The sequence below is a fragment of the Croceicoccus bisphenolivorans genome (assembly GCF_001634625.1).
GTDB classification, from domain to species: Bacteria; Pseudomonadota; Alphaproteobacteria; order Sphingomonadales; family Sphingomonadaceae; genus Croceicoccus; species Croceicoccus bisphenolivorans.
Genome location: NZ_LRSE01000011.1, coordinates 63,843 through 89,281, shown reverse-complemented (window position 1 = coordinate 89,281; position 25,439 = coordinate 63,843). Strand labels below are relative to the sequence as shown.

22 protein-coding genes are annotated in these 25,439 nt (G+C 61.2%); 16 read left to right on the top strand and 6 right to left on the bottom strand.

The genetic code is table 11. The features are described from left to right. The first annotated feature begins 30 nt into the window (after nt 1-30). The 15 genes from A7A77_RS12635 to A7A77_RS12565 all read left to right on the top strand — a co-directional run bounded on the left by A7A77_RS12635 (nt 31) and on the right by A7A77_RS12565 (nt 16,965). The gene (locus tag A7A77_RS12635; protein WP_066558708.1) at nt 31-735 is read left to right on the top strand and encodes a methyltransferase domain-containing protein; all 705 of its coding nucleotides are present in this window, start codon (nt 31-33) and stop codon (nt 733-735) included. After that, nucleotides 732-1,196, top strand: a complete 465-nt coding sequence (locus tag A7A77_RS12630; protein WP_008603937.1) for a DUF411 domain-containing protein — start codon at nt 732-734, stop codon at nt 1,194-1,196. The genes A7A77_RS12635 and A7A77_RS12630 overlap by 4 nt, the downstream gene beginning before the upstream one ends. 286 nt (nt 1,197-1,482) lie before the next feature. Beyond that, entirely contained in the window at nt 1,483-2,835 is a 1,353-nt protein-coding gene (locus A7A77_RS12625; protein ID WP_009823996.1) for an APC family permease, read from the top strand. A gap of 130 nt (nt 2,836-2,965) precedes the next feature. Then, a complete protein-coding gene (locus tag A7A77_RS12620) occupies nt 2,966-3,697 on the top strand; it encodes a glutaredoxin family protein (protein ID WP_009823997.1) in 732 nt (243 codons plus the stop codon). Continuing rightward, nucleotides 3,694-4,110, top strand: a complete 417-nt coding sequence (locus A7A77_RS12615; protein WP_008603934.1) for a potassium channel family protein — start codon at nt 3,694-3,696, stop codon at nt 4,108-4,110. The genes A7A77_RS12620 and A7A77_RS12615 overlap by 4 nt, the downstream gene beginning before the upstream one ends. A gap of 70 nt (nt 4,111-4,180) precedes the next feature. Continuing rightward, nucleotides 4,181-4,645 carry a DUF305 domain-containing protein gene (locus A7A77_RS12610; protein ID WP_008603933.1) on the top strand — a complete coding sequence of 155 codons (465 nt, stop codon included), beginning with the start codon at nt 4,181-4,183 and terminating at the stop codon, nt 4,643-4,645. Continuing rightward, nucleotides 4,642-5,097 carry a DUF6692 family protein gene (locus tag A7A77_RS17525; protein ID WP_245638476.1) on the top strand — a complete coding sequence of 152 codons (456 nt, stop codon included), beginning with the start codon at nt 4,642-4,644 and terminating at the stop codon, nt 5,095-5,097. Before A7A77_RS12610 ends, A7A77_RS17525 begins: the two co-directional genes overlap by 4 nt. After that, complete coding sequence (locus A7A77_RS12605; protein WP_245638475.1) at nt 4,985-5,629, top strand: NAD(P)-dependent oxidoreductase; 645 nt, start codon at nt 4,985-4,987, stop codon at nt 5,627-5,629. The genes A7A77_RS17525 and A7A77_RS12605 overlap by 113 nt, the downstream gene beginning before the upstream one ends. A gap of 592 nt (nt 5,630-6,221) precedes the next feature. Continuing rightward, on the top strand, nt 6,222-7,457 hold the full coding sequence (locus A7A77_RS12595; RefSeq protein ID WP_066558702.1) for a TolC family protein: 1,236 nt from the start codon (nt 6,222-6,224) through the stop codon (nt 7,455-7,457). Between the two features lie 8 nt (nt 7,458-7,465). Then, nucleotides 7,466-8,962: an efflux RND transporter periplasmic adaptor subunit gene (locus A7A77_RS12590; RefSeq protein WP_066558700.1), complete on the top strand. Its 1,497-nt coding sequence runs from the start codon at nt 7,466-7,468 to the stop codon at nt 8,960-8,962. Beyond that, nucleotides 8,959-12,126, top strand: a complete 3,168-nt coding sequence (locus A7A77_RS12585; protein WP_066558697.1) for an efflux RND transporter permease subunit — start codon at nt 8,959-8,961, stop codon at nt 12,124-12,126. Before A7A77_RS12590 ends, A7A77_RS12585 begins: the two co-directional genes overlap by 4 nt. Continuing rightward, nucleotides 12,105-12,491 carry a copper-binding protein gene (locus tag A7A77_RS12580; RefSeq protein WP_245638474.1) on the top strand — a complete coding sequence of 129 codons (387 nt, stop codon included), beginning with the start codon at nt 12,105-12,107 and terminating at the stop codon, nt 12,489-12,491. The genes A7A77_RS12585 and A7A77_RS12580 overlap by 22 nt, the downstream gene beginning before the upstream one ends. A gap of 58 nt (nt 12,492-12,549) precedes the next feature. Then, a complete protein-coding gene (locus A7A77_RS12575; protein WP_066558692.1) occupies nt 12,550-14,091 on the top strand; it encodes a multicopper oxidase family protein in 1,542 nt (513 codons plus the stop codon). Between the two features lie 13 nt (nt 14,092-14,104). Continuing rightward, the gene (locus tag A7A77_RS12570) at nt 14,105-16,444 is read left to right on the top strand and encodes a heavy metal translocating P-type ATPase (protein ID WP_066558690.1); all 2,340 of its coding nucleotides are present in this window, start codon (nt 14,105-14,107) and stop codon (nt 16,442-16,444) included. A 44-nt stretch (nt 16,445-16,488) separates the two neighbouring features. After that, nucleotides 16,489-16,965: a hypothetical protein gene (locus tag A7A77_RS12565; RefSeq protein ID WP_066558795.1), complete on the top strand. Its 477-nt coding sequence runs from the start codon at nt 16,489-16,491 to the stop codon at nt 16,963-16,965. Nucleotides 16,966-16,982: 17 nt separating this feature from the next. Here A7A77_RS12565 and A7A77_RS12560 read toward each other — a convergent pair whose 3' ends face one another. Together A7A77_RS12560 and A7A77_RS12555 are read right to left on the bottom strand one after the other, a co-directional pair. After that, nucleotides 16,983-18,935: a cytochrome c/FTR1 family iron permease gene (locus A7A77_RS12560; protein WP_066558688.1), complete on the bottom strand. Its 1,953-nt coding sequence runs from the start codon at nt 18,933-18,935 to the stop codon at nt 16,983-16,985. 95 nt (nt 18,936-19,030) lie between these two features. Further along, nucleotides 19,031-19,648, bottom strand: coding sequence for a cation efflux transmembrane domain-containing protein (locus tag A7A77_RS12555; protein ID WP_066558686.1), 618 nt, complete (start codon nt 19,646-19,648; stop codon nt 19,031-19,033). A 75-nt stretch (nt 19,649-19,723) separates the two neighbouring features. On the opposite strand from A7A77_RS12555, the gene A7A77_RS12550 reads away from it, so the two are divergent. Next, entirely contained in the window at nt 19,724-20,122 is a 399-nt protein-coding gene (locus A7A77_RS12550; protein WP_066558680.1) for a MerR family transcriptional regulator, read from the top strand. A 38-nt stretch (nt 20,123-20,160) separates the two neighbouring features. Here A7A77_RS12550 and A7A77_RS12545 read toward each other — a convergent pair whose 3' ends face one another. The 4 genes from A7A77_RS12545 to A7A77_RS12530 are packed head-to-tail and all read right to left on the bottom strand — an operon-like array spanning nt 20,161 to nt 25,403. Continuing rightward, on the bottom strand, nt 20,161-21,114 hold the full coding sequence (locus tag A7A77_RS12545; protein WP_066558676.1) for a cation diffusion facilitator family transporter: 954 nt from the start codon (nt 21,112-21,114) through the stop codon (nt 20,161-20,163). Further along, a complete protein-coding gene (locus tag A7A77_RS12540; protein ID WP_066558672.1) occupies nt 21,111-21,749 on the bottom strand; it encodes a cation diffusion facilitator family transporter in 639 nt (212 codons plus the stop codon). The genes A7A77_RS12545 and A7A77_RS12540 overlap by 4 nt, the downstream gene beginning before the upstream one ends. Continuing rightward, nucleotides 21,746-22,117, bottom strand: a complete 372-nt coding sequence (locus A7A77_RS12535) for a SpoIIAA family protein (protein ID WP_066558670.1) — start codon at nt 22,115-22,117, stop codon at nt 21,746-21,748. Before A7A77_RS12535 ends, A7A77_RS12540 begins: the two co-directional genes overlap by 4 nt. A 22-nt stretch (nt 22,118-22,139) precedes the next feature. Next, nucleotides 22,140-25,403: an efflux RND transporter permease subunit gene (locus A7A77_RS12530; RefSeq protein WP_156500560.1), complete on the bottom strand. Its 3,264-nt coding sequence runs from the start codon at nt 25,401-25,403 to the stop codon at nt 22,140-22,142. Between the last annotated feature and the right edge of the window lie 36 nt (nt 25,404-25,439).

The window sequence follows — 25,439 nt, the reverse complement described above, 5'->3', positions numbered from 1 at the left end:
CGGGTCTGTCAGAATCGGGTCGAAGCCGGGATGAATGGAAACCAACTCGTGAGCAATATCACCGCACCTGAAGATCACGGCGAATTTACGCCTCTTCTTGGCAAGAGCTTTCTGACGCCGCTTTACGACCGGGCGATCGGTCTGTTCACCCGCGAACATCTCTGGTGCCAAAGGATTGTCGAAGAGCTGCACCTTGTCCCCGGCGACCGGGTGATCGATGTTGGCAGCGGAACCGGCACTCTTCTCAAGGCCTTGATGACGGATTGTCCGGAAGCGGGTCTGATCGGTGTCGAACCCGACCCGGATGCGCTCGCGCTTGCGCGGCGCAAGTTTGGCGCGGGAGCCGATCTCGTGAAATGGCACAATGGCTTTCTCGAAAGCCTCAAGCTACCCGCAGGGTGGCAGCCGAACAAGATCGTCAGCAGCCTCGTCCTGCACCAGGTCCCCTTGCGCAAGAAGCAGACAATCCTGGAAACCATCGAAAGCTTGCTCGTGCCAGGCGGAACCGTGTTGATCTCCGATTATATGAAGCAGGATAGCCCACTCATGCGGAGCCTCTTCCGGGCGACCGTCCAGTCTCTTGACGGCATAAGCGACACGCAGCCCAGCGCCGACGGCGAAGTCGAAAAACTGTTCGCCGAAATCTTCACCGAGCCATGCCTGCTCCAACGGTTCCCGACGGCAACCGGGACGATCTCGCTATGGCGCGGATACAAGAAAGGAATTGCACAATGAATTTGAAAAAGCCTTCGCTGCTCCGGCGATCGATTAGCGGCGCGGCCTTGCTCGTGCTGGCAGCCTGTTCGAACGTGGCTCAGGCAGCGACCTATACGATGTTCCGGGATCCAGGATGTGGGTGCTGTCTCAACTGGGCAGGCCATGTCGAAGACGGGATGAACACGAAGGTGGCATCGGTCGACAGCAACGACATGGCGGCGATCAAGACCGCGCGGGGCGTACCCCAAGAGTTATGGTCATGCCATACGATGGAGGTCGATGGATACATCATCGAAGGTCACGTGCCTGCAGAAGCCGTCGCCAAGCTTTTGCGCGAACGGCCCGCCGGCGTTGCCGGCCTCGCGGTTCCGGGAATGCCTCTGGGATCGCCCGGCATGGAGGCCGGAAACCGGATCCAGCCTTACGACGTCATCGCCTTTGGCCCAACCGGACAGAGCGTCTTCGCGTCCTTTCCGTAAGGGGGTGAAGCCACTCCATGCGTCGGCATGAAAGGTTGCAGGCGATGAGGACTAATTGCGGGAAGCGACACAGAAGCCTGTCGAACTTCTCGCCGGGTCCGGGCTGGCTGCCCCCACAGTCCCGGACCCTTCCAATTTGTATGATTGCAGCACGCACGAAATAGGAGAAATGCGATAGTCAAAAGCTCGGTCAGAAATGCTGGATCTTTTTAAGGGGTGAACCTCTGCCCAACGTACTGCTTGTCGTGATGCTTCTCGGACGGGATGACATAGACAGGGGAAAGACTTGCAGACAGATGGCGACGATCAACATAGCGAGAATGCGGGCTCGATAACGTTGCTGGGCGGTGTCGCGATGGGGACCGGCGTCATGATTGGCGCAGGTATCTTCGCACTGACCGGCCAGATTGCCGAACTGGCTGGACCGTTATTTCCGCTTTCTTTCATAGTCGGCGCGCTGGTTACCTCGCTTGCCGCCTACAGCTACATCAAGATGTCGAACCGCTGGCCCTCCTCTGGCGGCATCGCGATGATCCTTCAGAAGGCTTACGGACCGGGCGTCGTTGCAGCATCGGCATCGCTCCTGATGGCGCTGTCGATGGTCATCAACGAAAGCCTGGTCGCTCGGACCTTCGCGACCTATGCCTTGCGGCCCTTTGGGCTCGAAAGCAGCGGCATTCTGGTCTCCGTCGCGGCACTGGCCCTCATCGTTTTCGCCTATTTCGTGAATGCTGCCGGCAACAAATCGGTCAGCGGGTTTTCGCTCATTATGTCGGCAATCAAGATCGGCGGCATCGCCCTGTTCGCAATTGCGGCGATCTGGGCCACCGGATTTTCAGGCGGTGCCTTCGCAGAGCCGGTCGCGCTTTCGGGCCTCGACGCGTTGCTCGCTTCGGTCGCTTTCTCGATCCTCGCTTTCAAGGGTTTCACCACCATCACCAACAGCGGCGGCGAAATCATCGATCCGCATCGGAATGTCGGCAGAACCATTATCATTTCGATCGCAGTATGCGTGGTCGTCTACCTTCTCGTCGCGGTGGCGGTCGGCGCCAGCCTCAGCACTTCAGAAATAGCCGAGGCGCGCGATTACTCTCTTGCGGCAGCTGCGCGCCCCGCGCTCGGAGAGCTTGGCTTCTATTTCACAGTCGCAATCGCGATCGCAGCCACGACCTCGGGTGTCATCGCCAGTGTTTTCGCCGTTTCGCGAATGCTGACGATGCTGACCGAGATGAAGATGATCCCGCATAGCCATTTCGGCATGAGCGGACCGATCCGCAGTCACATGCTGGTCTATACCGTAGTGATTGCCGGCACGCTCGCGGTCCTGTTCGATCTGTCGCGGATCGCTTCGCTCGGAGCATTTTTCTATCTCGTAATGGACATGCTTGTGCATTGGGGCGTGCTGCGCGGTTTGCGGGAAGAGATCGGTGCGCGTGCCTGGGTGCTATGGTCGGCACTCGTGGCGGACAGCGTAGTCCTGACAGCTTTTGCCTTCGCCAAGCTCAAAACCGACCCTGCGGTCGTCGCCTATGCGGTCGCAGGCATTGCCGCCGTTTTCATCGCCGAATGGTTCTATTTGTCCAGGCGTTCGCAAGCGATGGACTCCGCTTCAGAAAGACCGGCGGAAGAGAGGCGGTGACCCCGTTAGTAGAACACGAGCGCAAAGGCAGCGACCAAAAGCCAACGAGGATCGAGGCGCCAAGTTCGCGGATCAAAAGAAATTCAAGACGGAGCATATCGTGACGACTAAAACTGCCACCGTTTACCGAATGGTCATGCCGGACCACGTTTGTCCGTATGGATTGAAAACGGTCGATTTGCTCAAACGCGAAGGTTTCGAGGTGGACGACCACCATTTGAAAACGCGCGAGGAGACCGATGCGTTCAAAGAGCAGCATGGGGTAGAAACCACCCCCCAAACCTTCATCGGCGGGAAGCGCATCGGAGGTTACGACGATGTCCGTGAGCATGTCGGCAAGAAAAGAACGCAAGCCGGTGATGACGAGACCAGCTACCAGCCCGTCATTGCCATTTTCGGCGTCGCTTTCCTCCTGGGTCTGGCAATTAGCTGGTACGTTTTCGACACGATTTTCACGGTGGAAGCGGTCGAATGGTTTGTCAGCCTATCGATGGCCTTGCTCGCGATCCAGAAGTTGCAGGACGTGCGCAGCTTCTCGACCATGTTCCTCAACTACGATCTGCTGGCGCGACGCTGGGTACGATATGGATTTCTATATCCGTTCGGTGAGGGTTTGGCTGGAATATTAATGGTCGCGCACGCGCTTCCGATCGTCTCGGTTCCGGTATCGCTGTTCATAGGGACGGTCGGCGCGGTCAGCGTGTTCAAGGCGGTCTACATCGACAAGCGCGAGTTGAAATGCGCTTGCGTCGGCGGAAGCAGCAACGTGCCGCTCGGCTTCGTATCGTTGACCGAGAACCTGTTCATGATCGGTATGGGTCTTTGGATGGGTGCCAAGGCCCTGGGTTGGGTCTCGCTATGATTTGGGCACTGCTTCTCGGTTTCGCGCTGTTCGCGATCTCTCTCTACTTCCACATGTTGATGCTGCGCGGGGCGAAAGCCGTTTCTCCGCCAGGCAAGGACCCACGCCATTTCCGGCTGCTTGCAGGCTCCAGCCTCGTTCTTCTCAGCCATCTGGTCATCGCCGGCATATTCGCGGGCGGAATGTATCTCGCTTCCGTCTGGGGCCTTGGCGGGCTCGAGAAGGACGTCATCAACAGCTGGATGGATTATTACTACTTCGCGCTGATCACGATCTCGACGGTCGGTCTCGGCGATATTCTGCCCGCCGGGCACATGCGCGCCATTTCCGGCATCGCCGCCCTTACCGGGTTCCTGATGATCAGTTGCACCGCCCAATATGTCTATCAAACCATGAGCGAAAAGGAGAATTGATATGGCTGAAGCTAGGCACGATGCACACGAAAAAGGTGGAGGGGGCGGCAACTACTGGCGGTTCATGGCAATGGTATCGACCTCGACCGTGATCATGTTCTTCCTGATGTATGCCAACAGCTTCGACATGGACGACGTTTTCTGGAGCGAGACGCGCTTCTGGATGATGTTCGTCATGGGCGCGATGATGATGGTGGTCATGCTTCTCTTCATGTGGGGCATGTACAAGGACCGGACCAAGAACTTCATCATCTTGGGTGTCGGAGCCGTCGTCTTCGCGCTCGCGCTATGGCTCGTACGCAGCCAGACCACGGTGGACGATACCGAATACATGGCCGCGATGATCCCGCACCACTCGATCGCGATCATGACTAGCGAGAGGGCGAGCCTGAAGGATCCGCGGGTTCGCGAACTCGCGCAGGCCATCATCGTCGCGCAGCGGCGCGAGATCGCCGAGATGAAATATCTCATCCAGGACATCGAGGAAAACGGTCCGCGCACCGAAGAACGCCTGCCCGAGGAGATGCAGCAATGAACAAGATCGCAATCCTGACGCTTGCAGCCCTCCCTCTGGCGGCCTGCAACACCAATACCGCGGTCGGCAATGATCGCGAAGCACAGCTCGATCCCCCGGCAACTGCGGCGCCGATAGAGAGTGCTGCGAGCGCTCTTGCCAACCTCAGCCCCGGCCTCATGCTGCCCGAGACCATGAGCGACGCGGACCTCGCCACGCTGGGAGCCGAGAACACGTGTCAGTTTCGCCTGACTGAGGTCGCGTTTCCGTCGTTCGTCTACGACAACAGCGGTGGCGGCGCGATCAAGATCAACGGCAAGCTGATCCCTGTCACAGCAAGCGCCTCGGGTGAGTATGCGAATGGTGAGCTTCGTCCGCAAGGGCATCGCGGTACGAGCGTTCGAACACACCCTGCCCGAACCATCGGACAGGGTCGACAATGTCGAGTATTTCCAGTGCGACGTTCTCAATGACGACTTCAGCAGCGAGCTCGAAGGTTGCCGTGCTGTTATTTCCGCACTCGGTATAGGGTTTAGTCCATCTACGGCGATCGATCCGCCTCCGCTTTATACGGAGGGAACCCGCAAGCTGGTGGAAGCGATGTCGACGACCGGCATTTCCCGGATCGTCGTGATATCGGCGGCGTTTGTAGAGCCGCAGCCCAGCGTTCCTGCATGGTTCGAGCTCACGGCAAGACCAGCCTTGCACAATATTCTCGAACAGATGCGCGCAATGGAAGATCTTCTGGAGCGCGCGAAAGGCCTGGAATGGACGGCTGCGCGACCGGGCTGGCTCCTGGACGAACCCTATACCGGTGAAGCCGTCATTTCCGACGAGCGCCTTGCCGAAGGTTGCTTTCGTTGCCGGCACGCGGATCTTGCGGCAGCGATGCTCGAATTCGTCTGCGAGAACACCTGGGTCAACGCCAAGCCCGCAATAGCCCGCCCAGAAGAAGACCGCTTCGAAAGCATGACAGCGCTGAAAGCCGAACTGGGAATCGACTGAGGAGGAGGCGGCATGTTCGAGACACGTACGGCGACAATCGGGAGGGGTCACGATAATTTTGAGACTCTCCGCAGGCTGCATGACCTTGTCTTAAAAGCGGCAAAGCTCTAGGTGAGTGTGATGCGAGCCTTGCGTACCCTAGGACTGTTATTGATCGCCTGCGGGCTATTCGTCCAGTCGGCCGCGCATGCTTCTGCTCTTCCTCAGGTCGTCGACGCAGGCGATCCGGCCTGCGCAGAGATGGAAACGATGGCGGGCGCGACTTCCACGGAAGATGACGGCAGCGCACCTTGCAAGAACCTTCGGCTGGATTGTCTGGTGGCGCTCGGGTGCATTGCGCCGCTCGCTCCCGGCGCTGATGCGACCCTTTCCGAAGACTTACCGGCGCAGGCTGCTCAATTCAGCGGTTTGATCTCCAATTCGCTCGCCGCCCCAAGGCTGGGGCCAGAACCGCCACCTCCGCAATTTCCGGCATGACCCGCGTGCAGGCTTAAGCCTGCGCGCTCCTGCCTCTGGATGAACGGCCTGCGCTCGACGCGGGCCGGTGATCCGGAACGCGTGCCTGACGCGCTCCTTTTGCGGATGAACGATCATGAAACGAATAAGCTGGACCGCGCTTCCGGTCCTGCTGGCCCTTGCGCCGGCGAGTAATGCCCAGTCGGTGGGCTATGAGGAAGCTTTACGAGCAGCAACGAGCGACCAGCCGCAGGTTCGAACAAGCGAGCTGCGACTGGACGCCCGGCGCGAGATCGCCGACGCTGCCGATGAACTGCCAGACCCGCGCCTACGCGCGGGCATCCAGAACCTGCCGCTAAGCGGGCCGGCTGCATTCGAGCTGAATCGCCAGCTCCCAACGCAGATCCAAGTCGGCATCGAACAGGAGATCCCCAATCTCGCGAAACGTCGGGCCCGGTTTGGAATAGCGGACGCCGACATCGATCTTGCCGCAGCACAGTTGCGTCAAACCCGTTACAGGGTGCGCCTCGGAGCAGGAATGGCATGGATCTCGTTGGCTTATGCCCAACGGGCTCTGACCGTCGCCGACGATGCACTCGCTGAAATCGAGGGGCTCGTACCACTCGCGCGCAGTTCTGTCGCCGCCGGTTCGGCCAGGCCCGCCGAAAGTCTGGAAGTACGCCGTGCCGTGCTCGAAGTCGCAGACATGCGGACCAGGATCGAAGCCGACCGAGAGGCCGCTCAGGCCATGCTGTCGCGCTATACGGCTCTGCCGAACGCTACCGCGACCGGAACCATCCCTTCGGCCGATCTCGATCCCGAAGGTTTGCGGGCCATGCTCCAAAGCAATCCGGAGCTTGTCGTGGCGCTTGCGCAGGTCCGCCAAGCGGAAGCGAGAAGCGATCTTGCGCGATCGGAAAGGCGTCCGGATTTCGGCGTCAATGTGAGCTATGGACGGCGCGATCCCGATTTTGGCGATGCAATCTCGGTGATGGGTTCGATCACGCTCCCGATTTTCGCGGACCGGCGCCAAAACCCGCGTATAGCCGCCGCCGAAGCCGAAGCGGCTGCGGCACAGTCGGCCAGAGCCGATCGGCTGCGTGAACTCGAAGCCCGGTTCGAAACCGATCTCGCGGCATGGCGCAGCGCTTATCGACAATGGCAGCGCGCGACCGACGAATTGCTTCCCCTTGCCGAAAGCCGCGTGGACCTCGAGCGCGCGAGCTTTGCCGCGGGCCGCGCGGAACTGCTCGACGTCATCGACGCCATCAAAACGCTCGCCGTGCTGCGGGTGGACATTCTGCAACGCGAGGAAGCGACCGTCGAAGCCGCCGCGAACCTGCGACTGACCTATGGGGAGTATGGCCGATGAGAGCCGCAATGGGAGCCGCGTGGGACAGGCTGTCGCCGCGCCAGAAATCTTGGATGATGGCAGGCACGGTCGCGCTCATCAGTCTTGCCGCCGGCTATGGTCTCTCGCAGCTCGGCGAAGGCCAGGGTGGTGCAAGCGACGCGGGCGGCAGTGCGACCGAATGCGAGGAGGTCCTTTACTGGTACGACCCGATGGTGCCGGGGCAGCACTTCGACGAGCCGGGCAATTCGCCCTTCATGGATATGCAGCTGGTGCCCAAGTGCGCGGGCGAGGAGGCCACTGCAGGCGTCAGGATAGATCCCGGCCTGGTGCAGAATTTCGGCATCCGCACCACTGAAGCCGAGTACGGCGTCCTCGAGCCGGAAATAACCGTCACAGGCGTTCTGGCCTACAATGAACGCGACGTCGCGATCGTCCAGCCACGTGCCGGAGGCTATGTACAAAGAACCTACGGCCGCGCGCCCGACGATGTCGTTGGACGGGGCGCGCCGCTCGCGGATATCCTGGTTCCCGAATGGGGCGGAGCGCAGCAGGAGTATCTGGCCGTCCTGAACAGCGGTGATGAAGAACTTGCGCAGGCCATGCGCGAACGCATGCGCCTTTTGGGCATGCCTCCAGGCCTGATCTCATCGGTAGGGCGCAATGGACGTCCGCAGTCCACGATCACCGTTACCGCGCCGATTGGAGGTGCCATCACATCGCTCGGCGTGCGTCCGGGAATGACAGTCATGGCCGGACAGACGCTCGCCGAGATAACCGGTTTCTCACCGATCTGGCTCGAAGCCGCGGTGCCTGAAAGGCAGGCGGCGACTGTCCGCGTCGGGCAACCTGTCAGCGCGACGCTGACCGCATTCCCCGAGGAACGCTTTTCCGGGCCCATTGTCGCTATCCTGCCGAGCGCGGAGGATGCAAGCCGTACGATCACCGTTCGTGCGCAACTGCCCAACGCGTCCGGTCACCTTAAGCCGGGCATGTTCGCACAGGTCTCGCTGACCCCGGACGCACACCGCGCGCTGCTGGTCCCATCCGAAGCGGTTATCAGGACCGGACGTCGAACCATCGTGATGGTAAGACAGGACGGGGGCGGTTTCCTGCCCGCCGAGGTCCGGATCGGCCGCGAAGCGGGTGGCAGGACCGAGGTTCTGGCCGGTCTGTCGGCAGGCGAACAGGTCGTGACATCGGGTCAGTTCCTGCTCGATTCCGAAGCAAGCCTCACCGGGCTAGACGTCCGTCCGATCGATCAGTCGGAGGACGCGCCAAACAGCGGCGGGGACGAGCCAGCGACCTTCAGTGCCACCGGCACGATCCAAGCGATCGCCAATGGTTCGGTGACGCTGCGGCATGGTCCTGTGCCCCGGCTCGATTGGCCCGCGATGACCATGACCTTCCGCACGAAGAGCGCGGCGCAAATGCGCGGCCTCGAGACGGGAGGCAGGGTGCGCTTCACCTTCACCCAGGAGGATGCCGGCCCCCGGATCGAGTCTATCACGAGGGCCGGACAATGATTGCTCGGATAATCGATGCCTCGATCGCCAACCGCCTGTTTATCGTTCTCGCCGCCGTCGCGGTGACGCTGGCCGGTTTCTGGGCGGTGCGCACGACGCCGGTCAACGCGTTGCCCGATCTGTCCGATGTGCAGGTTGTGGTCCGGTCAAACTATCCGGGGCAGGCCCCCCGGATCGTCGAGGACCAGGTCACCTATCCCCTGGCGACGACCATGCTCTCGGTGCCGGGGGCGAAAACCGTCCGCGGCTATTCGATGTTCGGTGACAGCTATGTGTATATCATCTTCCAGGACGGTACCGACCTCTACTGGGCACGCTCGCGAGTGCTCGAATATCTCAACCAGGTGCAGAACCGCCTGCCCGATGGCGTCACGAGCACGCTCGGACCCGATGCAACCGGTGTGGGGTGGATCTACGAATATGCGCTGGTCGACCGGACCGGCGGACATGACCTTGCAGGACTGCGCAGCCTGCAGGACTGGTTCCTGCGCTACGAGCTCAAGACGATTCCCGGCATTGCCGAGGTCGCCAGCGTCGGCGGAATGGTCAAGCAATACCAGGTCGTGCTGGAACCTTACCGGATGGCATCGCTCGGCGTGACTCACGCCGAGATCGTGAGCGCAATCCAGGCCGCCAACCAGGAAGCGGGCGGCTCGATCGTCGAGATGGGCGAAGCCGAATATATGGTCCGCGCCTCGGGCTATCTCGGCGACCTCGAGGATTTTCGGCAGATTCCACTACGCACTGCGAGCGGCGGCATTCCGGTCACGCTTGGCGACGTAGCGACAATCCAGGTAGGACCCGAACTGCGCCGAGGCATCGCCGAGCTCAATGGCGAAGGCGAAGTTGCCGGCGGCATCATCGTCCTGCGCCAGGGAGCTGATGCGCGAAGCGCGATCCAGGCCGTGGAACAGAAACTCGACGAGCTGCAGGCAAGCCTTCCCGAAGGCGTCGAGATCGTCACGACCTACGACCGATCCCAGCTCATTGATGCGTCGATAGAGAACCTCACCACGAAGCTTATCGAAGAGTTTATTGTCGTGGCTCTCGTATGCGCGCTGTTCCTCTGGCACGCACGCTCGGCACTCGTGGCGATCATCACCCTGCCTTTGGGCGTGCTCGCAGCCTTCATCGTGATGCGCTTCCAGGGCGTCAATGCCAACATCATGTCGCTGGGTGGAATAGCCATCGCAGTCGGTGCGATGGTCGATGCCGCCGTCGTCATGATCGAGAACGCGCACAAGCATCTCGAGCGATGGGAACACGATAATCCTGATACCGCGCTCGCGGTGAAGGAACGCTGGCGGATCATCGCCGATGCATCGAAGGAAGTGGGGCCGGCGCTGTTCTTCAGTCTGCTGATCATTACCCTGTCGTTCCTACCGGTCTTCACCCTCCAGGCGCAGGAGGGGCGTCTGTTCGCACCGCTCGCTTTCACCAAGACCTATGCGATGGCTGCCGCGGCCATTCTCTCGGTAACTCTGGTGCCGGTGATGATGGGATGGCTGATCCGAGGGAGGATCCCTTCGGAGGATGCCAATTTTCTCAACCGCTGGCTGACGAAAATCTATCGTCCGGGGCTCGACTGGGTCATGCGGCGCCCCAAGGCGACACTGGCTATCGCGGCAGTAATCTTCCTTACCACCGCGATCCCCTTCACCCGGCTTGGCGGCGAGTTCCTCCCGCCGCTCGATGAAGGCGATTTGCTCTATATGCCGAGTGCATTGCCCGGGCTTTCGCCCGGCGAGGCGTCGGCGCTGCTGCAGCGCACCGATCGCCTGATCAAGTCGGTCCCGGAAGTGGAAACGGTGTTCGGAAAGGCGGGGCGCGCCGATACGGCAACCGATCCGGCGCCCCTGACGATGTTCGAAACGACGATCCGCTTCAAGCCCCGCGAAGAATGGCGCGAGGGAATGACGCCCGATCTGCTGGTCGAGGAACTCGACCGGGTCGTTCAGGTGCCGGGCCTCGCCAATGTCTGGGTGCCGCCGATCCGCAACCGGATCGACATGCTCGCGACCGGGATCAAGAGCCCGATCGGGGTCAAGGTGTCAGGCGACGATCTCGATCAACTCGAACGCGTTGCACTCGATGTGGAGCGTATCGCCAAGACCGTGCCTGGCGTGAGTTCCGCGCTGGCCGAGCGCCTGTCGGGCGGTCGCTATGTCGATGTCGATATCGACCGGATGGCTGCCGCGCGATACGGGCTCAACATTGCCGACATCCAGCAGATCGTCTCTGGTGCAATAGGCGGCGCCAATGTCGCACGGACCGTCGAGGGGCTGGCGCGCTATCCGATCAATGTGCGCTATCCCCGCGAAATCAGGGACAGCGTCGATGAACTCAGGGCCTTGCCGGTTCTGACGCCGTCCGGCCAACAGATCACGCTTGGCACTGTCGCCCGTATCGCCGTCAGCGACGGTCCGCCCATGCTCAAGAGCGAACAGGGCCGACTGACCAGCTACATCTACGTCGACGTCCGGGGCCGCGATCTTACTTCGGTGGTCGCCGATCTGCAGGAGGTCGTCGCCGCGGGTGTCGATCTTCCTGCCGGCGTCAGCCTGTCCTATGCGGGCCAGTTCGAATATCTGACGCGCGCCTATGAGCGACTGAAGGTCGTGGTTCCCGCGACGCTTGCGATCATTTTCCTGCTGCTCTATCTCATTTTCCGGCGCTGGGACGAAGCCTTGCTGATCATGGGCACGCTGCCCTTCGCGCTGACGGGCGGATACTGGTTGCTCTATCTGATGGGCTACAACCAGTCGGTGGCGACTGCGGTCGGTTTCATCGCGCTTGCCGGCGTCTCCGCCGAATTCGGCGTAGTGATGCTGATTTACCTGAAAGCCGCACTGGAGCGGCGACGCGGTGATCTGAGCGCCGAAGAAGTAGACGAGGCCATCCGGGAAGGCGCGCTCCTGCGCGTGCGGCCCAAGGCGATGACCGTCGCAGTCATCCTTGCGGGTCTCTTTCCGATCCTGATCGGCACCGGCGCGGGCTCGGAAGTCATGAGCCGCATCGCCGCGCCGATGGTTGGCGGCATGATCACCGCCCCGCTCCTGTCCATGTTCCTGCTTCCCGCCGCCTATCTGTTGTTGCGGCGCCCCCGTCCGGAAAAACCGGCCAACCCTCAAGGAGAAGAAGAGTGCGTACCCCAACCTACATGATCCTGCTCGCGGCACCGCTGGCGCTTGCAGCCTGCGACGCTGCAGACGACAGCTCAGAGACCATGATGTCAGACGACATGGCGAACTCGGACAGCATGCCCATGTCAGGCGAAATGCCGATGGCGGAGGAGACCGGCGGCGAGCAGAGCGCCAGCGCGGAGGGAACGGTTACAGCCATCGATGCCGAGGCTGGCACGGTGACCATCGAGCATGGTCCGGTCGAAAGTATCGGATGGCCCGCGATGACGATGACCTTCGAAGCCGACGCGCAAATCCTCGAACAGGTCAGTGTCGGTGAGGGAATAGCCTTTGAATTTCGTACTGGAACCGAAGGCAGCGTCGTTACCTCGGTAACGCCGCGATAGGACGGTGGGTGGGAGGCGCTCGGTTGCGCCGGTGCCTCCCACGCAAAAACAGGTGAATATGCCAGGTATCGACAGGCCCGACTTTAAGGATCGCCGCGACTTCATCAAGAGCGCCGGCCTCGCGGCGACGGGTTTCGCGGCGCTGCCGCTGGTGGGTTGCGACACGCAAGGAAGGATGTCGCTCGATCAGCGAGGAGCAAGCAATCCTCTTGCCATACCTCGGCTACAGGCCGGAACGATCGAACGGGGCGAGCGTGTCTTTCGCCTGTCCCTGACACCGGGCGAGAAGGAATTCGTGTCAGGCACGCCGTCACCGACGTTCGGTATCGACGCATCCTATCTCGGCCCGACCCTCGAAATGCGCCGCGGCGAACAGGTTCGCTTTCACATCGACAACAAGCTTGCCGAAGATGCGACCGTTCACTGGCATGGTTTCGAACTTCCCGCCACAGCGGATGGCGGGCCGCACCAGCTCATACGGCCCGGTGAGCGCTGGAGCCCGTCCTTCGAAATACGCCAGCGCGCTTCGTTATACTGGTATCATTCGCATCTGCATCGCCGGGCCGGACCACAGGTCTATGCCGGACTTGCTGCCCCGATCTACGTGCGCGACGAGGAAGAGGATCGCCTCGATCTGCCGAGCCGGTACGGTGTAGATGACATACCGCTCGTCGTGCAGGATCGCGTGATCGACGGCGCGGGCCGCCTTGTTTACCCGCTCGATATGCACTCGCGGATGATGGGGGTGATGGGTGAGCGCATCTATGTGAACGGAACGGCCAATGCCGTTTTCGAGGCCGCCGCCGGTCCGCTGCGCCTGCGGCTTCTCAATGGATCGAATGCGCGGTTCTACACCTTCTCGCTCGAAGGTGATCGTCCGATGCAACTCATCGCAAGCGATGGCGGCCTGCTTGCCGCGCCAAGCGAGGTTCGCAGTCTTACCCTTGCCCCAGGCGAACGCGCACAAGTGATCGTCGATCTTTCCGAAGGGCGCCCGCTCCGGCTGATTGCCAGCAGCCCTGCTAACGCCATGGGCATGATGGGCGGGCAAGGCGGGGGTATGATGGGCGGCGGAATGATGGGAAACCGGGCCGATCGCGAGAGGCAGGGGCGCACGTTTTCGATCCTCGATATGCGCCCCTCAGGCGCGTCAACTCCAGTAATGCTCCCGCCCACTCTGGCCGCGCTTGCTGCGCCAGACCCCTCACTCGCCGTTCGCAGCCGCCGTTTCGTGCTCGATATGGGCATGATGGGCCGGGGCATGTCGATCAACGGCGAAACCATGGACATGGACGTCATCAATCAGCGCGTACCGGTGGGTCAGTGGGAAATATGGGAAATCGCCAACGCATCGATGATGGCCCATCCCTTTCATATTCATAACGTGCAGTTCCGCTTGCTCGACCGGGACGGTCGGCCTCCGCGGGCGGAAGAGGCGGGCTTCAAGGACACCGTAATCGTCAACCCGCGTGAACAGGTCAGGCTGCTGTTGCGGTTCGAAGAAAATACCGATCCCGACACTCCCTACATGTATCACTGCCATATCCTCGAGCACGAGGACGCAGGCATGATGGGGCAGTTCGTGGTGATGGCCAATTAGGGGAGAACGACAGATGAGCGATGGGCACAATGCAATCGAGGGTATGGCGACCGACCCCGTTTGCGGAATGAGCGTGAAGATGGACGGCGCCCGCTTCGTCGATCGACACGAGGGTGGCGACCATTACTTCTGCTCCTCGCGCTGCCTCGACAAGTTCCGCGCGGATCCGGAGATGTATCTTTCGAAGGCGCACCTCGATGCTGTCGAGGATGTCCCGGAAGGTACCATATACACCTGTCCGATGCATCCGGAGATCCGGCAGCCGGGGCCGGGCTCTTGCCCGATATGCGGGATGGCCCTCGAACCCGAAACGATCACTCTGAACGAGGGCCCCGATCCCGAACTCGTCGACATGCGGCGAAGGTTCTGGTGGAGCGCGCTCTTCACGCTGCCGCTCTTCGCCTATGCGATGGGCGACATGATCCCGTCGCGACCGTTCGATCAGGTCATCGAACCCGCTATCGCGCAGTGGCTGCAGCTCCTGCTGGCAACTCCGGTGGTGCTTTGGGGCGGCTGGCCCTTCTTCACCCGCGCGCTGCAATCGGTCCGGACCATGAACCTCAACATGTTCACCCTGATCGGCTTCGGCGTCGCCATCGCCTATCTGTTCAGCCTTGTGGCAACCCTCGCCCCGGACATCTTTCCCGAGGCATTCCGCGATCATACGGGCCGGGTCGGCGTCTATTACGAGGCCGCAGCGGTTATCACGACCCTCGTGCTGCTCGGGCAGGTGCTCGAGCTCAAGGCGCGCGGATCGACATCGAGCGCCTTGCGAGCGCTTCTCGAACTCGCACCCCCGACCGCGATGAAGATCTTCGGTCGCGGAGACGAGCGCGAAGTACCGCTCGATGAATTGACGTCGGGGGACCTGCTGCGCGTGCGTCCGGGCGACAAGGTCCCCGTCGATGGCACGCTCGAGGATGGAAGCAGTGCCATCGACGAATCCATGATCAGTGGCGAACCCATTCCCGTCAAGAAAAGCGCGGGCGATCCGGTGATCGGCGGCACTGTCAACCAGACCGGCAGCTTTACCATGCGCGCGACGCAGGTCGGCGCGGACACCATGCTCTCGAAGATCGTGCAGATGGTCGCGGAGGCCCAGCGCAGCCGGGCACCGATCCAGCGGCTCGCCGACCAGGTCACCGGATGGTTCGTACCCATCGTCGTCCTTGTCGCTATCGTGAGTTTTGTCGTCTGGGCCATCTGGGGGCCCGCACCGGCTCTTGCCTACGCACTCGTCAACGCGGTCGCCGTTCTGATCATCGCCTGTCCCTGCGCGCTTGGCCTGGCAACGCCGATGTCGATCATGACCGGTACCGGCAAGGGAGCCCAGCACGGCATCCTGATCAAGAACGCCGAAGCCCTCGAAACGCTGGAAAAGATCGATACGCTGGTTGTCGACAAGACCGGCACGCTGACCCGGGGCAAGCCCGATCTTGTCGATGTAAAACCGCAGCCAGAGTTCGACGAACAGGAATTGCTGAGCCTTGTCGCTGCCGTTGAGAGAGGAAGCGAGCATCCGCTCGCCCACGCGATCGTGGAAGGGGCTCAAAACAGGGGCGCTGCCATTCTCGACGCTTCCGATATCGAGTCCGTGACCGGCGAAGGCATCCAGGCAAATGTCGACAAGCGCAGGGTCGCGATCGGGAATGAAAAGATGATGGAGCGTATAGGGGCGCTCGAAGAAGGCTGGCGGTCAACGGCGGACGAAGGCCGAAGCCTCGGACAGACGGTGATGTTCGTGGCCGTGGACGGGGCACCGGCAGGCCTTATCGCTGTCGCCGATCCGATCAAGGAAACCAGCCGCACCGCTATTGCCGCGCTGCATGAGCGCGGCATCAAAATCGTGATGCTTACCGGCGACAGCGAAGCCACCGCGCGTGCGGTAGCAAGCCAGGTCGGTATCGACGAAGTCGAAGCGAACGTCTCGCCCGAGGACAAACATCGCAAGATCGAGCAGTTGAAGAGCGAGGGTCGCCGGGTCGCTATGGCCGGCGACGGCATAAACGACGCACCCGCGCTTGCCGCTTCGCACGTCGGGATTGCGATGGGAACGGGTACCGATGTCGCGATTGAAAGCGCGGGCGTGACACTGGTGCGCGGGGACCTCGTCGGCGTTGTTCAGGCGCTCGTCCTGTCTCGGGCGACTATGCGCAACATCAGGCAGAACCTGTTCTTTGCTTTTGCGTATAACGCGCTCGGCATTCCGGTCGCGGCAGGTGTTCTCTATCCATGGACCGGGTTGCTCTTGAACCCAATGATCGCGGCCGCAGCGATGAGCCTGTCTTCGGTATCGGTGATCGGCAACGCCCTGCGCCTGCGCGGCCTCGCTCTTCCCAAATTCGATACCTGAGCGATGGGGACGGGACGGAGATGGCAAGAGCGACGGATAAGACGATGCAGGATCAAAACCAAATCTCTGAGAAATCGCGCGAATGGCGCGGTGCTCATCCAGCGCTCTGGATCGCCTTATTCGGAATTCTCATCGCTTTCGCCTGGGAAATGCTTCAGCTTCCTTTCTACCAGTCAGCCGGTCTGTCGCCTGCCGAGGCAGCAACTCGCTGCGGCCTGGCCTCGTTCGGCGATGCCGGGATCATGGTTGCCGCTTATCTCGGCGCCTCTGTCGGCAGTGGTAAAACGCCGTGGCTCGTAGACTGGCCGATCTCGCGTTTTGTCGTGTTCCTGGGAATCGGCCTGGCCATTACCGCCATGGTCGAAGTGCTGGCGGTCGGTGCCGAATGGGGGTGGTCCTATAGTGCAATCATGCCGCTGGTGCCCGGAACCAAAATCGGCCTGGTACCGATCGTGATGTGGGTCGCGGTTCCCACAGCCTCCTTGTGGCTCGCGCGCCGTCTCGGCACCGGACCCCGCTGATCGCAAACCGGGATCACCTATCCCTCGACAGCTGCCGGCTGCGGTCCCGATGGTGATCGACTTATCCGAAATCCGGCAATCAGAGCGAGCAGCGTGAGCAATTGCGCGCCGATCGTCTCGACAGTCGGGAAGAAGCCGAGTTCGGCGAGGCGCGGCAAGCCGGCAATGAAAGTGGCGGAAAGAACTCCGGCCTCCTGGAAAGCGCCCACGCCCTTGCCCGCGAGAATGACCGCAAGGATCGCAATCAGGATAGCACTATAGCGGAAGAACTGGGTGATCGGCAGTTTGCGGCTGTAGCGCAGCATAACCCATGCGATGAACGCCAGCAGCGCGACTGCGGACAAGGCACCTGCCAATATGATGCCGCTGCTCTGCGGGTTCCACAGGGCAGCGTAGAACAGAATAGTCTCGAACGCTTCCCGGTAGACGACCACGAAGGCGAGACCGAAGAGAAACCATGCCGATCCGCGCGAGAGCGCCTTGCCCATTTTTTCCTGGATATAGCGCCGCCATTCCTCGGCCTGGGATTTGCCGTGCATCCAGATGCCGACCGATACGAGAATGACAGCCGCAAGCAGCGCGCCGATACCTTCGGTCATTTCGCGGCTCGCACCGCTGATGCTCACGAAGTAGGTTGCTACGACCCAAGTGGCGACACCTGCAAGAAGAGCGGCGATCCACCCACCATGGACATAAGGCAATACCTCGGAGCGCTGCGACTTTTTCACAAAGGCGATCATGGCGATCACAACCAGAATTGCTTCGATCCCCTCGCGCAGGAGAATGGTGAACGCCCCGAGAAAGGTCGAGATTTCGCTGGCCGCCTCAGGAGCCAACGCTCCCTCGGCTCTGGCCAGCAGAGTATCGATGCGAGCCCTCTGTTGTTGTAGTTCGGATGGGTCCGCACCGGACTCTATTCCGGCCCGAAATTGCCCGAGCGCCTGTTCTACCTCCCGCATCAAACCGCCATCGCGCGTTGCCAAGAGGGCCTCCAGGGGTTCGAACCCGTCGAGATAGGCAGACAGGGCAAGCTCCCGCGCTTCTTCACGGTCGCCAGCCTGATAGGCTAACAGGCTGCGATCGAGCGTATCGCGAACATGGGCGAGCGAACCTGCGTCATTTGCCTGTACCACCTCATCGGGATTGGCGCGAAGATAGGCCATGAGAGCGAGCGCGCGGTCCTCGCCGATCTGGTCGGCCAGACTTTCCGGCGTGAGCGCGGCGAGCGTCTCGAGATCGGGGACAAGCTGGCGTACGCCATCATCTTCACGCCAGATGCGCTCGCCTCTGGCCACATCTTCAAAAGCAATGCTGCCGGCATAGAATGCAAGCGCCCAGCGATCGTCGTCGGGCAGCGATGCGAAGCTGGCCATGGACGTTCCTTCCAGCCCCTGCGTGATGACCTGGTAAAGCCCGAACGCACTGCGCTGCCGTGCCCGGTCGATATCGGTGAAGTCGATTGGCGGGGGATCAAGCGCCTGCATTGCGGCCGGTGGCGCACTTCCGGCAGCGCCGTGACACGAGGCGCAGTTTTGCGCAAAGAGCGACGCTGCCCGAGACAAATCTGGCGGGCTTCGGGGAGCCAGCGGAACCGGGTACGCCTCCAACAGCGATCCACCCAAGGCACGGGCCAGCCGGGAAACGCGCTCGATCGAGGCTTTCTTCTCAATCGCCTGACGCAGGTCCACCGACATCGCGATGAGGCCAGGTTTGGCCGAAGAACCCGGGAGCGCCGCTATTTGACCGCCGACGGTCGAAGAAAACTCGACCATTTCGCTGTATTCAAAATCGTCGATGACCTGCCCGTTCGACACCGCTGCGGAGTAATCGACAGCGATATAATCGAGCAGACGCCAAGTCGTACGCACATCGGGTTCTTCCGCGCTCGCGGTGGCGGACAGACACAGCGCAAGCGCCAGGAGAATGAGCCGCATTACCGGATGGACGGTGGCGGAGACGATGCGATGCATGAGGGGCCTCTATATTAGATGCAATTAATTCGCAATAGCATTGCAGGAGCGAAGCTTATTTTCTCCAATCCGCAATTGCGGGGATATTTTGGAGTTCAGGTAGAGCGCAGTTCGCCACGTGCCTGTTTGAAGACCTCGGCACTTCCCCACACCGCCAGTCCTGCCATGATGCTCGCCACAACCAGATCGGGCCACGCACGGCCGGTGCCGAAAACGCCAATCGCTGCCGCCAGCACGGCGATATTACCGATCGCGTCATTGCGCGAACAGATCCACACAGAGCGCATGTTCGCATCCCCGGTTCGATACCGAAAGAGCATCGCCGCGACCGCGAGGTTGACTGCGAGCGCAAGAAAACCGACGATTCCCATCGTGCCGGCATCCGGAGAGGCGCCGGCAAAGACGCCCCACAGAGCCCAGCCCAGGACCCAAATTCCGAAGCCCAGCATGGTCGCCGCTTTCGCGAGCGCCGCGCGTGCGCGCCACGCAATGGCCATTCCGGCAACTCCGAGGCTGATGGCGTAATTGGCTGAATCGCCCAGAAAATCGAGCGCATCGGCCTGAAGCGCGCGAGAATCAGCTGCTATCCCGGCCACGATCTCAACAGCGAACATGATGGCGTTGAGAGCGAGGGCCACCCACAGGATCCGGCGCCATTGCGGATTGTTATGGGCATCGCCGACATCGGCGGCATCGCAACAATTCTTCGCCATCCACTCGACTCCTGGTTTCAAGACCGCCTATGCACCTTGTAGCCACTACAAGGTCAAGCGATTGGGGATGATGGTATGAGAATTGGTGAGGTCGCGCGCAAAACCGGCGTCAAGGCGGAGACGATCCGCTTCTATGAGCGCGAAGGCATTTTAACTGCCCCGCCCCGCACCCGATCCAACTATCGCGATTACGGACCTGACGAGGCGGCGACATTGACCTTCATTCGCCGGGCGCGCGATCTCGGCTTTTCGATGCCGGATGTCCGCGAACTGCTCGAGTTATCGAACGAGGACGATCGATCCTGCGCTGCGGTCGATTCCTTGGCGCGTGCGCATCTTGATCAGGTAGAACGAAAGATTGCCGCCCTGCAGATCATGCGCGATGAACTCTCGCGCATGATCGCAAGCTGTGAACAGGATACCATCAGCGATTGCAGGATAATCGATACTCTTGCCGCTTCGCATGGCCCCTGACGATCAGGGGAGCCCGCGACAGTCAGCGCCTGCGGATTTCATTTTAATTTGTCATCGAGGGAACGCGGTGCTCGGGGGACAAGCGCGTTATCGCAGTCTGGCGCTCTGCACGCCTCGAAGGTCGCGTGTCCGATTGCAAACCGTTCGGCAAGAAGGCTTCGCAGTTGAACCTTGAGGTCCTCGAAAGCATCTAGCGAGGTTGACGATAAGACGACGTGCGTCTCAAGCGCACGATGATGCTCACCAAGGTTCCAGACATGAACGTGGTGGACGCTCTCGATACCTTTCTGATTTTCGAGAAAGGCAACGATCCGATCGAACTCCAACTCGTCGGGTACTGCGCCCATCAGTAGACGTACAGTTCGTGGAAGAAGGCTCACGCCCTGCCAGATCACGTAGCCGGCGATGATCACGGTTATGACAAGGTCCGCCACGTAGAGTTCGTAAAGCAGGATCAGGCCCCCGGCCACAATCACTCCGACCGACGCCATCGCGTCCGACACGTTGTGCAGGAACGCCGCTTTCATGTTGATGCTGTCCTTGGCACCGCGGTGCGTGATGAAGGCGGTGGCGAGGTCGATCACCAGAGCGACGCCAGCGACCCAGATCACGGTCCATCCCTCGACTGGCTGCGGATCTGCGAACCGATTGATCGCCTCCACAAGGAGGTAAAAGCCTATGATAAGCAACGTGGTAAGGTTGATCAGCGCGGCGACAACCTCCCCCTGCGCGTAACCAAATGTCATCAGCTTGTCGGCCGGGCGCCTGCCTATCTTGCGGGCGAACCACGCGATACCAAGCGCGGCTGCGTCGCTGAAGTTGTGCATTGCGTCGGCGATGAGCGCGAGCGAGCCGGACACTATGCCGCCGACGATTTGCGCCAGCGTAAGCAGAACATTTATCGCGACCGCGAAGATCAACTGGCGATCGCTCAGTTTTCCCTCACCGTGGCTATGCCCGGAGTTACTGCTGTGGTCGTGCTGCGCGCTCATAGTCGAAACTGATCGCCTCCCTCGTGCTCGGTTCCTTTTTCGTCATGGATATCGTGATGAGCATCCCGAAGGATCTGGACGCCGCCGTATAGTGCGATGCACGCCACGGCGATGCCCACTACGAGATCGGGCCAGTTGGCACCCGTCAGCATCACAATGATTCCGGCGATAATGATGCCGCCATTGGCGATGAAATCGTTGAAGCTGAAAGTCGTCGCGGCGCGCATGCTGACGTCTTTCTCCTTCGTCCGCTGCAGCATCCGCAGGCAGATCAGGTTCACGATCGCCGCGACCGCCGCCATCGCCAGCATCATGAAGCCGCCTGGATCCGATCCTTCGACGAACCGGCGGACAGCATCGAAGATCACGCCAGCGGCAAACACCAATAGCATGATGCCGGAGAAGCGTGCCGCGCCACGCTGCCAGACACGCGAGCGCGTCAAGGCAAGAAGGCTCAGCGCATAGACGATCGCGTCCGATGAATTGTCGAGGCCGTTTGCCAACAGCGCGTTGGAATCGGCAAAATATCCGACCGCGAAGAAGCCGATCGCGATAGCGACGTTAAGCCACAGGACAACCCACAGGGTCTTGCGCTTTTCGGGCGACCCGGCATCGACCTCATGTCCGCCACTCATGCTGCGTCCTCCACGGTTCGCACCCAGCTTTCCGCATGACTACGCTGTGTTGGCGGGAAGAACTTCATTTCGGCGCGGAAGAGCGAGGATGACAATTTCGTGCCCCACTCTTCCCATTTGCTGTCGCCGATTATGGCGATCCGGCCGAAACAATCCTTATGCCGGATGTCGAACTTGAGATCGCGCCAGAGACCTCCAAGGTCCCTACCCGAAAAGTCACGCGCGAGCTCGATCACCACCGGGACGGTACCGGCCTCGCGCTCTGCGATATGTTCGAATTGGGGAACAAAGCGCTCATAGGCTTCATCCCCCAGCCTGCCTCCGGCGCATATCCAGAGCAGTCCGTTCTCTTCCTCCAGTGCCAGCACCGCTTTTTCCTTTCCCGATCGGTCATGCGATGTCCTTCAGCTCGCGCTGCTCATCGGTTGTGACGTTGCGCCGCAGCCGGTCCCACCAGCGCTGTCGCCAGGTCCGGTCATCTTCTCTGGTCCCGAAAACCAGCTTCAAGATTGCGGGCAAGACGAAGAGGGTGAGCGCGGTGGCCGTGATCAATCCTCCGATGACGACTGTCGCCAAGGGACGCTGCACTTCCGCGCCGGTCCCGGTCGCAATCGCCATCGGCACGAAGCCGAGCGATGCAACGAGCGCGGTCATGAGAACCGGCCTTACGCGCGCCAATCCACCATCGACGATGGCGTCATCGAGCGCCATGCCCCTGTCGAGCCGCTGACGGATCGCAGTCACCATCACGAGGCCATTCAAGGTCGCCACGCCCGACAGGGCGATAAAGCCTACCGCCGCAGAAACGGAGAATGGCATCCCGCGCAGGGCCAAGGAGAATATTCCGCCTGCCAGGGCCAACGGGATCGCGCTGAATACGGCGAGCGCCGGCACCCAGCCCCCAACCGCCATGTAAAGCAGCAGGAGAATGACCGCGAAAGCGATAGGAATAACGATCTGAAGTCTTTCCTGGGCAGCTTGGAGGTTCTGGTATTGACCGCCCCACTCGATAAACGCGGCAGCGGGCAGTTCGACCTGCGCCGCAACCCTTTCCTGGGCCTCTTCTACAAAAGACCCGAGGTCGCGTTCTCGCACGTTGGACGAAACGATCACCAGTCTGCGTCCCTGTTCCCGGCGAACCTCCGCGAGACCATCCACCACAAGGAACTCGGCAACCGAGCGTAGCGGTATGGTTGCCCCGTTCGGGAGAAGCACCGGCAAAGCACCGAGCTGGTCGAAATCGTCGCGGCCCGCGTCCGACAATCTGACAACCACATCGAAGCGGCGATCGCCTTCAAAAACGAGGCCCGCAGGCCGACCGCCCAGTGCGATCGCCACCGATTGCGCAACGTCTTCGACCTTGAGCCCGTAACGGGCAATCGCTGCCCGATCGAAGGCAATATCGAGGGTGGGGAACCCGGTCACTTGCTGGACCTTGACATCCGCTGCGCCGTCGACATTGCGCAGCACGCCTGCGACCTCGTTCGCCGCCGAGGTCATGGCGCTGAGATCGTCTCCGTAGATCTTGATGGCAACATCTCCGCGAACGCCTGCGATCAATTCGTTGAACCGCAATTCGATCGGTTGGCTGAACTCGTAAAGATTGCCCACGAGACTGCTGAGGGCGCTCTCCATTTGTGCGACCAACTCGTCCTTGGCGAGGTCTGGATCGGGCCATTCCTCACGGGGTTTGAGGATCACATACGCATCGGAAGCGTTCGGCGGCATCGGGTCGCTGGCCACTTCCGCCGTGCCCGTCCGCGAAAAGACGAGCTCGACTTGCTCAAACTGCTCGAGCTGGTCCTCCACCCGCCTTTGCATCGCGAGCGAGCGTTCGAGCGAGGTCGAAGGAATACGCAGCGATTGCACGGCGATGTCACGCTCGTCCAATTGCGGTGTGAACTCGCTCCCAAGGAAGCTGAACACGACGGCCGCAAACGCGAAGATGCCGACGCCGACGCCGATGACCGGCCAGGGGCGGGTGATCGCCCTGCGGACCAGCGGTCCGTATCGCTCCTTGGCGATCCGGATCGGCTTGACCTCCTTTTCGGTCAGCTTTTTGTTGAGCAGGATGGCGATCATTGCCGGGACGAAGGTCAGCGACAACACGAACGCCGAGGCGAGCGCGAGCATGACCGTGATCGCCATGGGCGAGAAGGTTTTGCCTTCGACCCCGGTGAAGGTCAAAAGCGGTGCGAAGACGAGGAGTATGATCGCCTGGCCGTACACGGTCGGCTTAATCATTTCCTGCGCGGCAAGCCGCGTTTCCGTCAGCCTTTCACCAAGGCTAAGAAGCCGGCCTTCGTGTTCCTGCCGGGCCGCGAGCCTCGCGACGCTGTTCTCGACGATGATGACGGCACCATCGACGATCAGGCCGAAGTCCAGCGCACCCAGACTCATGAGATTGCCAGAAACGCCGAGCCGGTTCATTCCGATCGATGCCATCAGCATGGAAAAGGGAATGACCAGCGCCGCGATGATCGCTGCCCGGATGTTGCCCAGCAGCAAGAACAGGATCGCGATCACCAGAAGCGCGCCTTCGACGAGATTCTTCTCAACGGTCGCGATCGTCGCATCGACCAGGGAAGACCGGTTGTAGACGATCTCCGCGACAATTCCTTCCGGCAGGGAGCTGCGGACTTCCTCAAGCCGTTCGGCCGCCTGGGCCGAAACGGTGCGGCTATTCTCGCCCGCGCGCATGAGCACGGTGCCCACGACCGCTTCATCGCCATTCAGCGACGCCGCGCCAGTTCGAAGGTCACCGCCGATGCTGACCGTGGCGATGTCCCCTACGCGAATAGGCACTCCCTCGCGGGTGGAAACGACCGCCTGCTCGATATCCTCGACGCTGCCGAGGCGCGCATCGACCCGGGCGAGGAGGGCTTCACCGGCCCGTTCGACGAAATTGGCCCCTTCGGCGAGATTGGCCGCTTCCAGCGCGTCGATCACCTCGTCGAACGACAAACCGTAACCGGTCAATCGTGCGGGATCGGGTTGGACGAGATATTGCTTTTCGAAGCCGCCGATGGAGTCGACACCTGCCACACCGTCGACCGACCGCATGAGCGGTGCAACCACCCAGTCCTGAATGGTTCGCAGATAGGCAGCCTTGGCAACATCGCTGTCGAGCCGGTCGCCACGTTCGGTCACGAAGCTCCCGTCGGACTGCCATCCGACCGCTCCGCCCCGCGGCGCTTCCTTGCCGTCAGGATATTCGTACTCGATGGTATACATGAGCACTTCGCCCAAGCCGGTCGAGATGGGTCCCATCACCGGTTCGGCACCCTCGGGCAGCGAAGCGCTTATGGGCGTCAGCCGTTCGTTGACCTGCTGACGCGCGAAATAGATGTCGGTCCCTTCCTCGAAAATCGCGGTCACCTGGCTGAACCCGTTGCGCGATATCGAGCGTGTCATTTCCAGACCCTCGATGCCAGCAAGCCCGGTTTCGACAGGATAGGTGACCTGCGTCTCGACTTGCGAGGGCGAAAGGGCTGGTGCCTCGGTGTTGATCTGCACCTGTACGTTGGTGATATCGGGCACAGCATCGATGGGCAGGCGGAGCAAATTCACCACGCCAAAGATTGCCACACCGAGGGTCAGCACGACCATCGCCCAGCGAAAGCGCACGGCGACGTCGAGGATCATGCCAATCAAACCATGGCGGTGGGGGCGATCCGCGTCCTGCATGTG

Bases quoted from the DNA above. Each gene is read 5' to 3' on its own strand.
- A7A77_RS12570 (WP_066558690.1), top strand. From the start codon at position 14,105: ATGAGCGATGGGCACAATGCAATCGAGGGTATGGCGACCGACCCCGTT.
- A7A77_RS12540 (WP_066558672.1), bottom strand. From the start codon at position 21,749: ATGAGTGGCGGACATGAGGTCGATGCCGGGTCGCCCGAAAAGCGCAAG.
- A7A77_RS12590 (WP_066558700.1), top strand. From the start codon at position 7,466: ATGGGAGCCGCGTGGGACAGGCTGTCGCCGCGCCAGAAATCTTGGATG.
- A7A77_RS12550 (WP_066558680.1), top strand. From the start codon at position 19,724: ATGAGAATTGGTGAGGTCGCGCGCAAAACCGGCGTCAAGGCGGAGACG.
- A7A77_RS12595 (WP_066558702.1), top strand. From the start codon at position 6,222: ATGAAACGAATAAGCTGGACCGCGCTTCCGGTCCTGCTGGCCCTTGCG.
- A7A77_RS12555 (WP_066558686.1), bottom strand. From the start codon at position 19,648: ATGGCGAAGAATTGTTGCGATGCCGCCGATGTCGGCGATGCCCATAAC.
- A7A77_RS12585 (WP_066558697.1), top strand. From the start codon at position 8,959: ATGATTGCTCGGATAATCGATGCCTCGATCGCCAACCGCCTGTTTATC.
- A7A77_RS12560 (WP_066558688.1), bottom strand. From the start codon at position 18,935: ATGCATCGCATCGTCTCCGCCACCGTCCATCCGGTAATGCGGCTCATT.
- A7A77_RS12615 (WP_008603934.1), top strand. From the start codon at position 3,694: ATGATTTGGGCACTGCTTCTCGGTTTCGCGCTGTTCGCGATCTCTCTC.
- A7A77_RS12605 (WP_245638475.1), top strand. From the start codon at position 4,985: ATGGTGAGCTTCGTCCGCAAGGGCATCGCGGTACGAGCGTTCGAACAC.
- A7A77_RS17525 (WP_245638476.1), top strand. From the start codon at position 4,642: ATGAACAAGATCGCAATCCTGACGCTTGCAGCCCTCCCTCTGGCGGCC.
- A7A77_RS12635 (WP_066558708.1), top strand. From the start codon at position 31: ATGAATGGAAACCAACTCGTGAGCAATATCACCGCACCTGAAGATCAC.
- A7A77_RS12610 (WP_008603933.1), top strand. From the start codon at position 4,181: ATGGTATCGACCTCGACCGTGATCATGTTCTTCCTGATGTATGCCAAC.
- A7A77_RS12620 (WP_009823997.1), top strand. From the start codon at position 2,966: ATGGTCATGCCGGACCACGTTTGTCCGTATGGATTGAAAACGGTCGAT.
- A7A77_RS12545 (WP_066558676.1), bottom strand. From the start codon at position 21,114: ATGAGCGCGCAGCACGACCACAGCAGTAACTCCGGGCATAGCCACGGT.
- A7A77_RS12630 (WP_008603937.1), top strand. From the start codon at position 732: ATGAATTTGAAAAAGCCTTCGCTGCTCCGGCGATCGATTAGCGGCGCG.
- A7A77_RS12575 (WP_066558692.1), top strand. From the start codon at position 12,550: ATGCCAGGTATCGACAGGCCCGACTTTAAGGATCGCCGCGACTTCATC.
- A7A77_RS12565 (WP_066558795.1), top strand. From the start codon at position 16,489: ATGCAGGATCAAAACCAAATCTCTGAGAAATCGCGCGAATGGCGCGGT.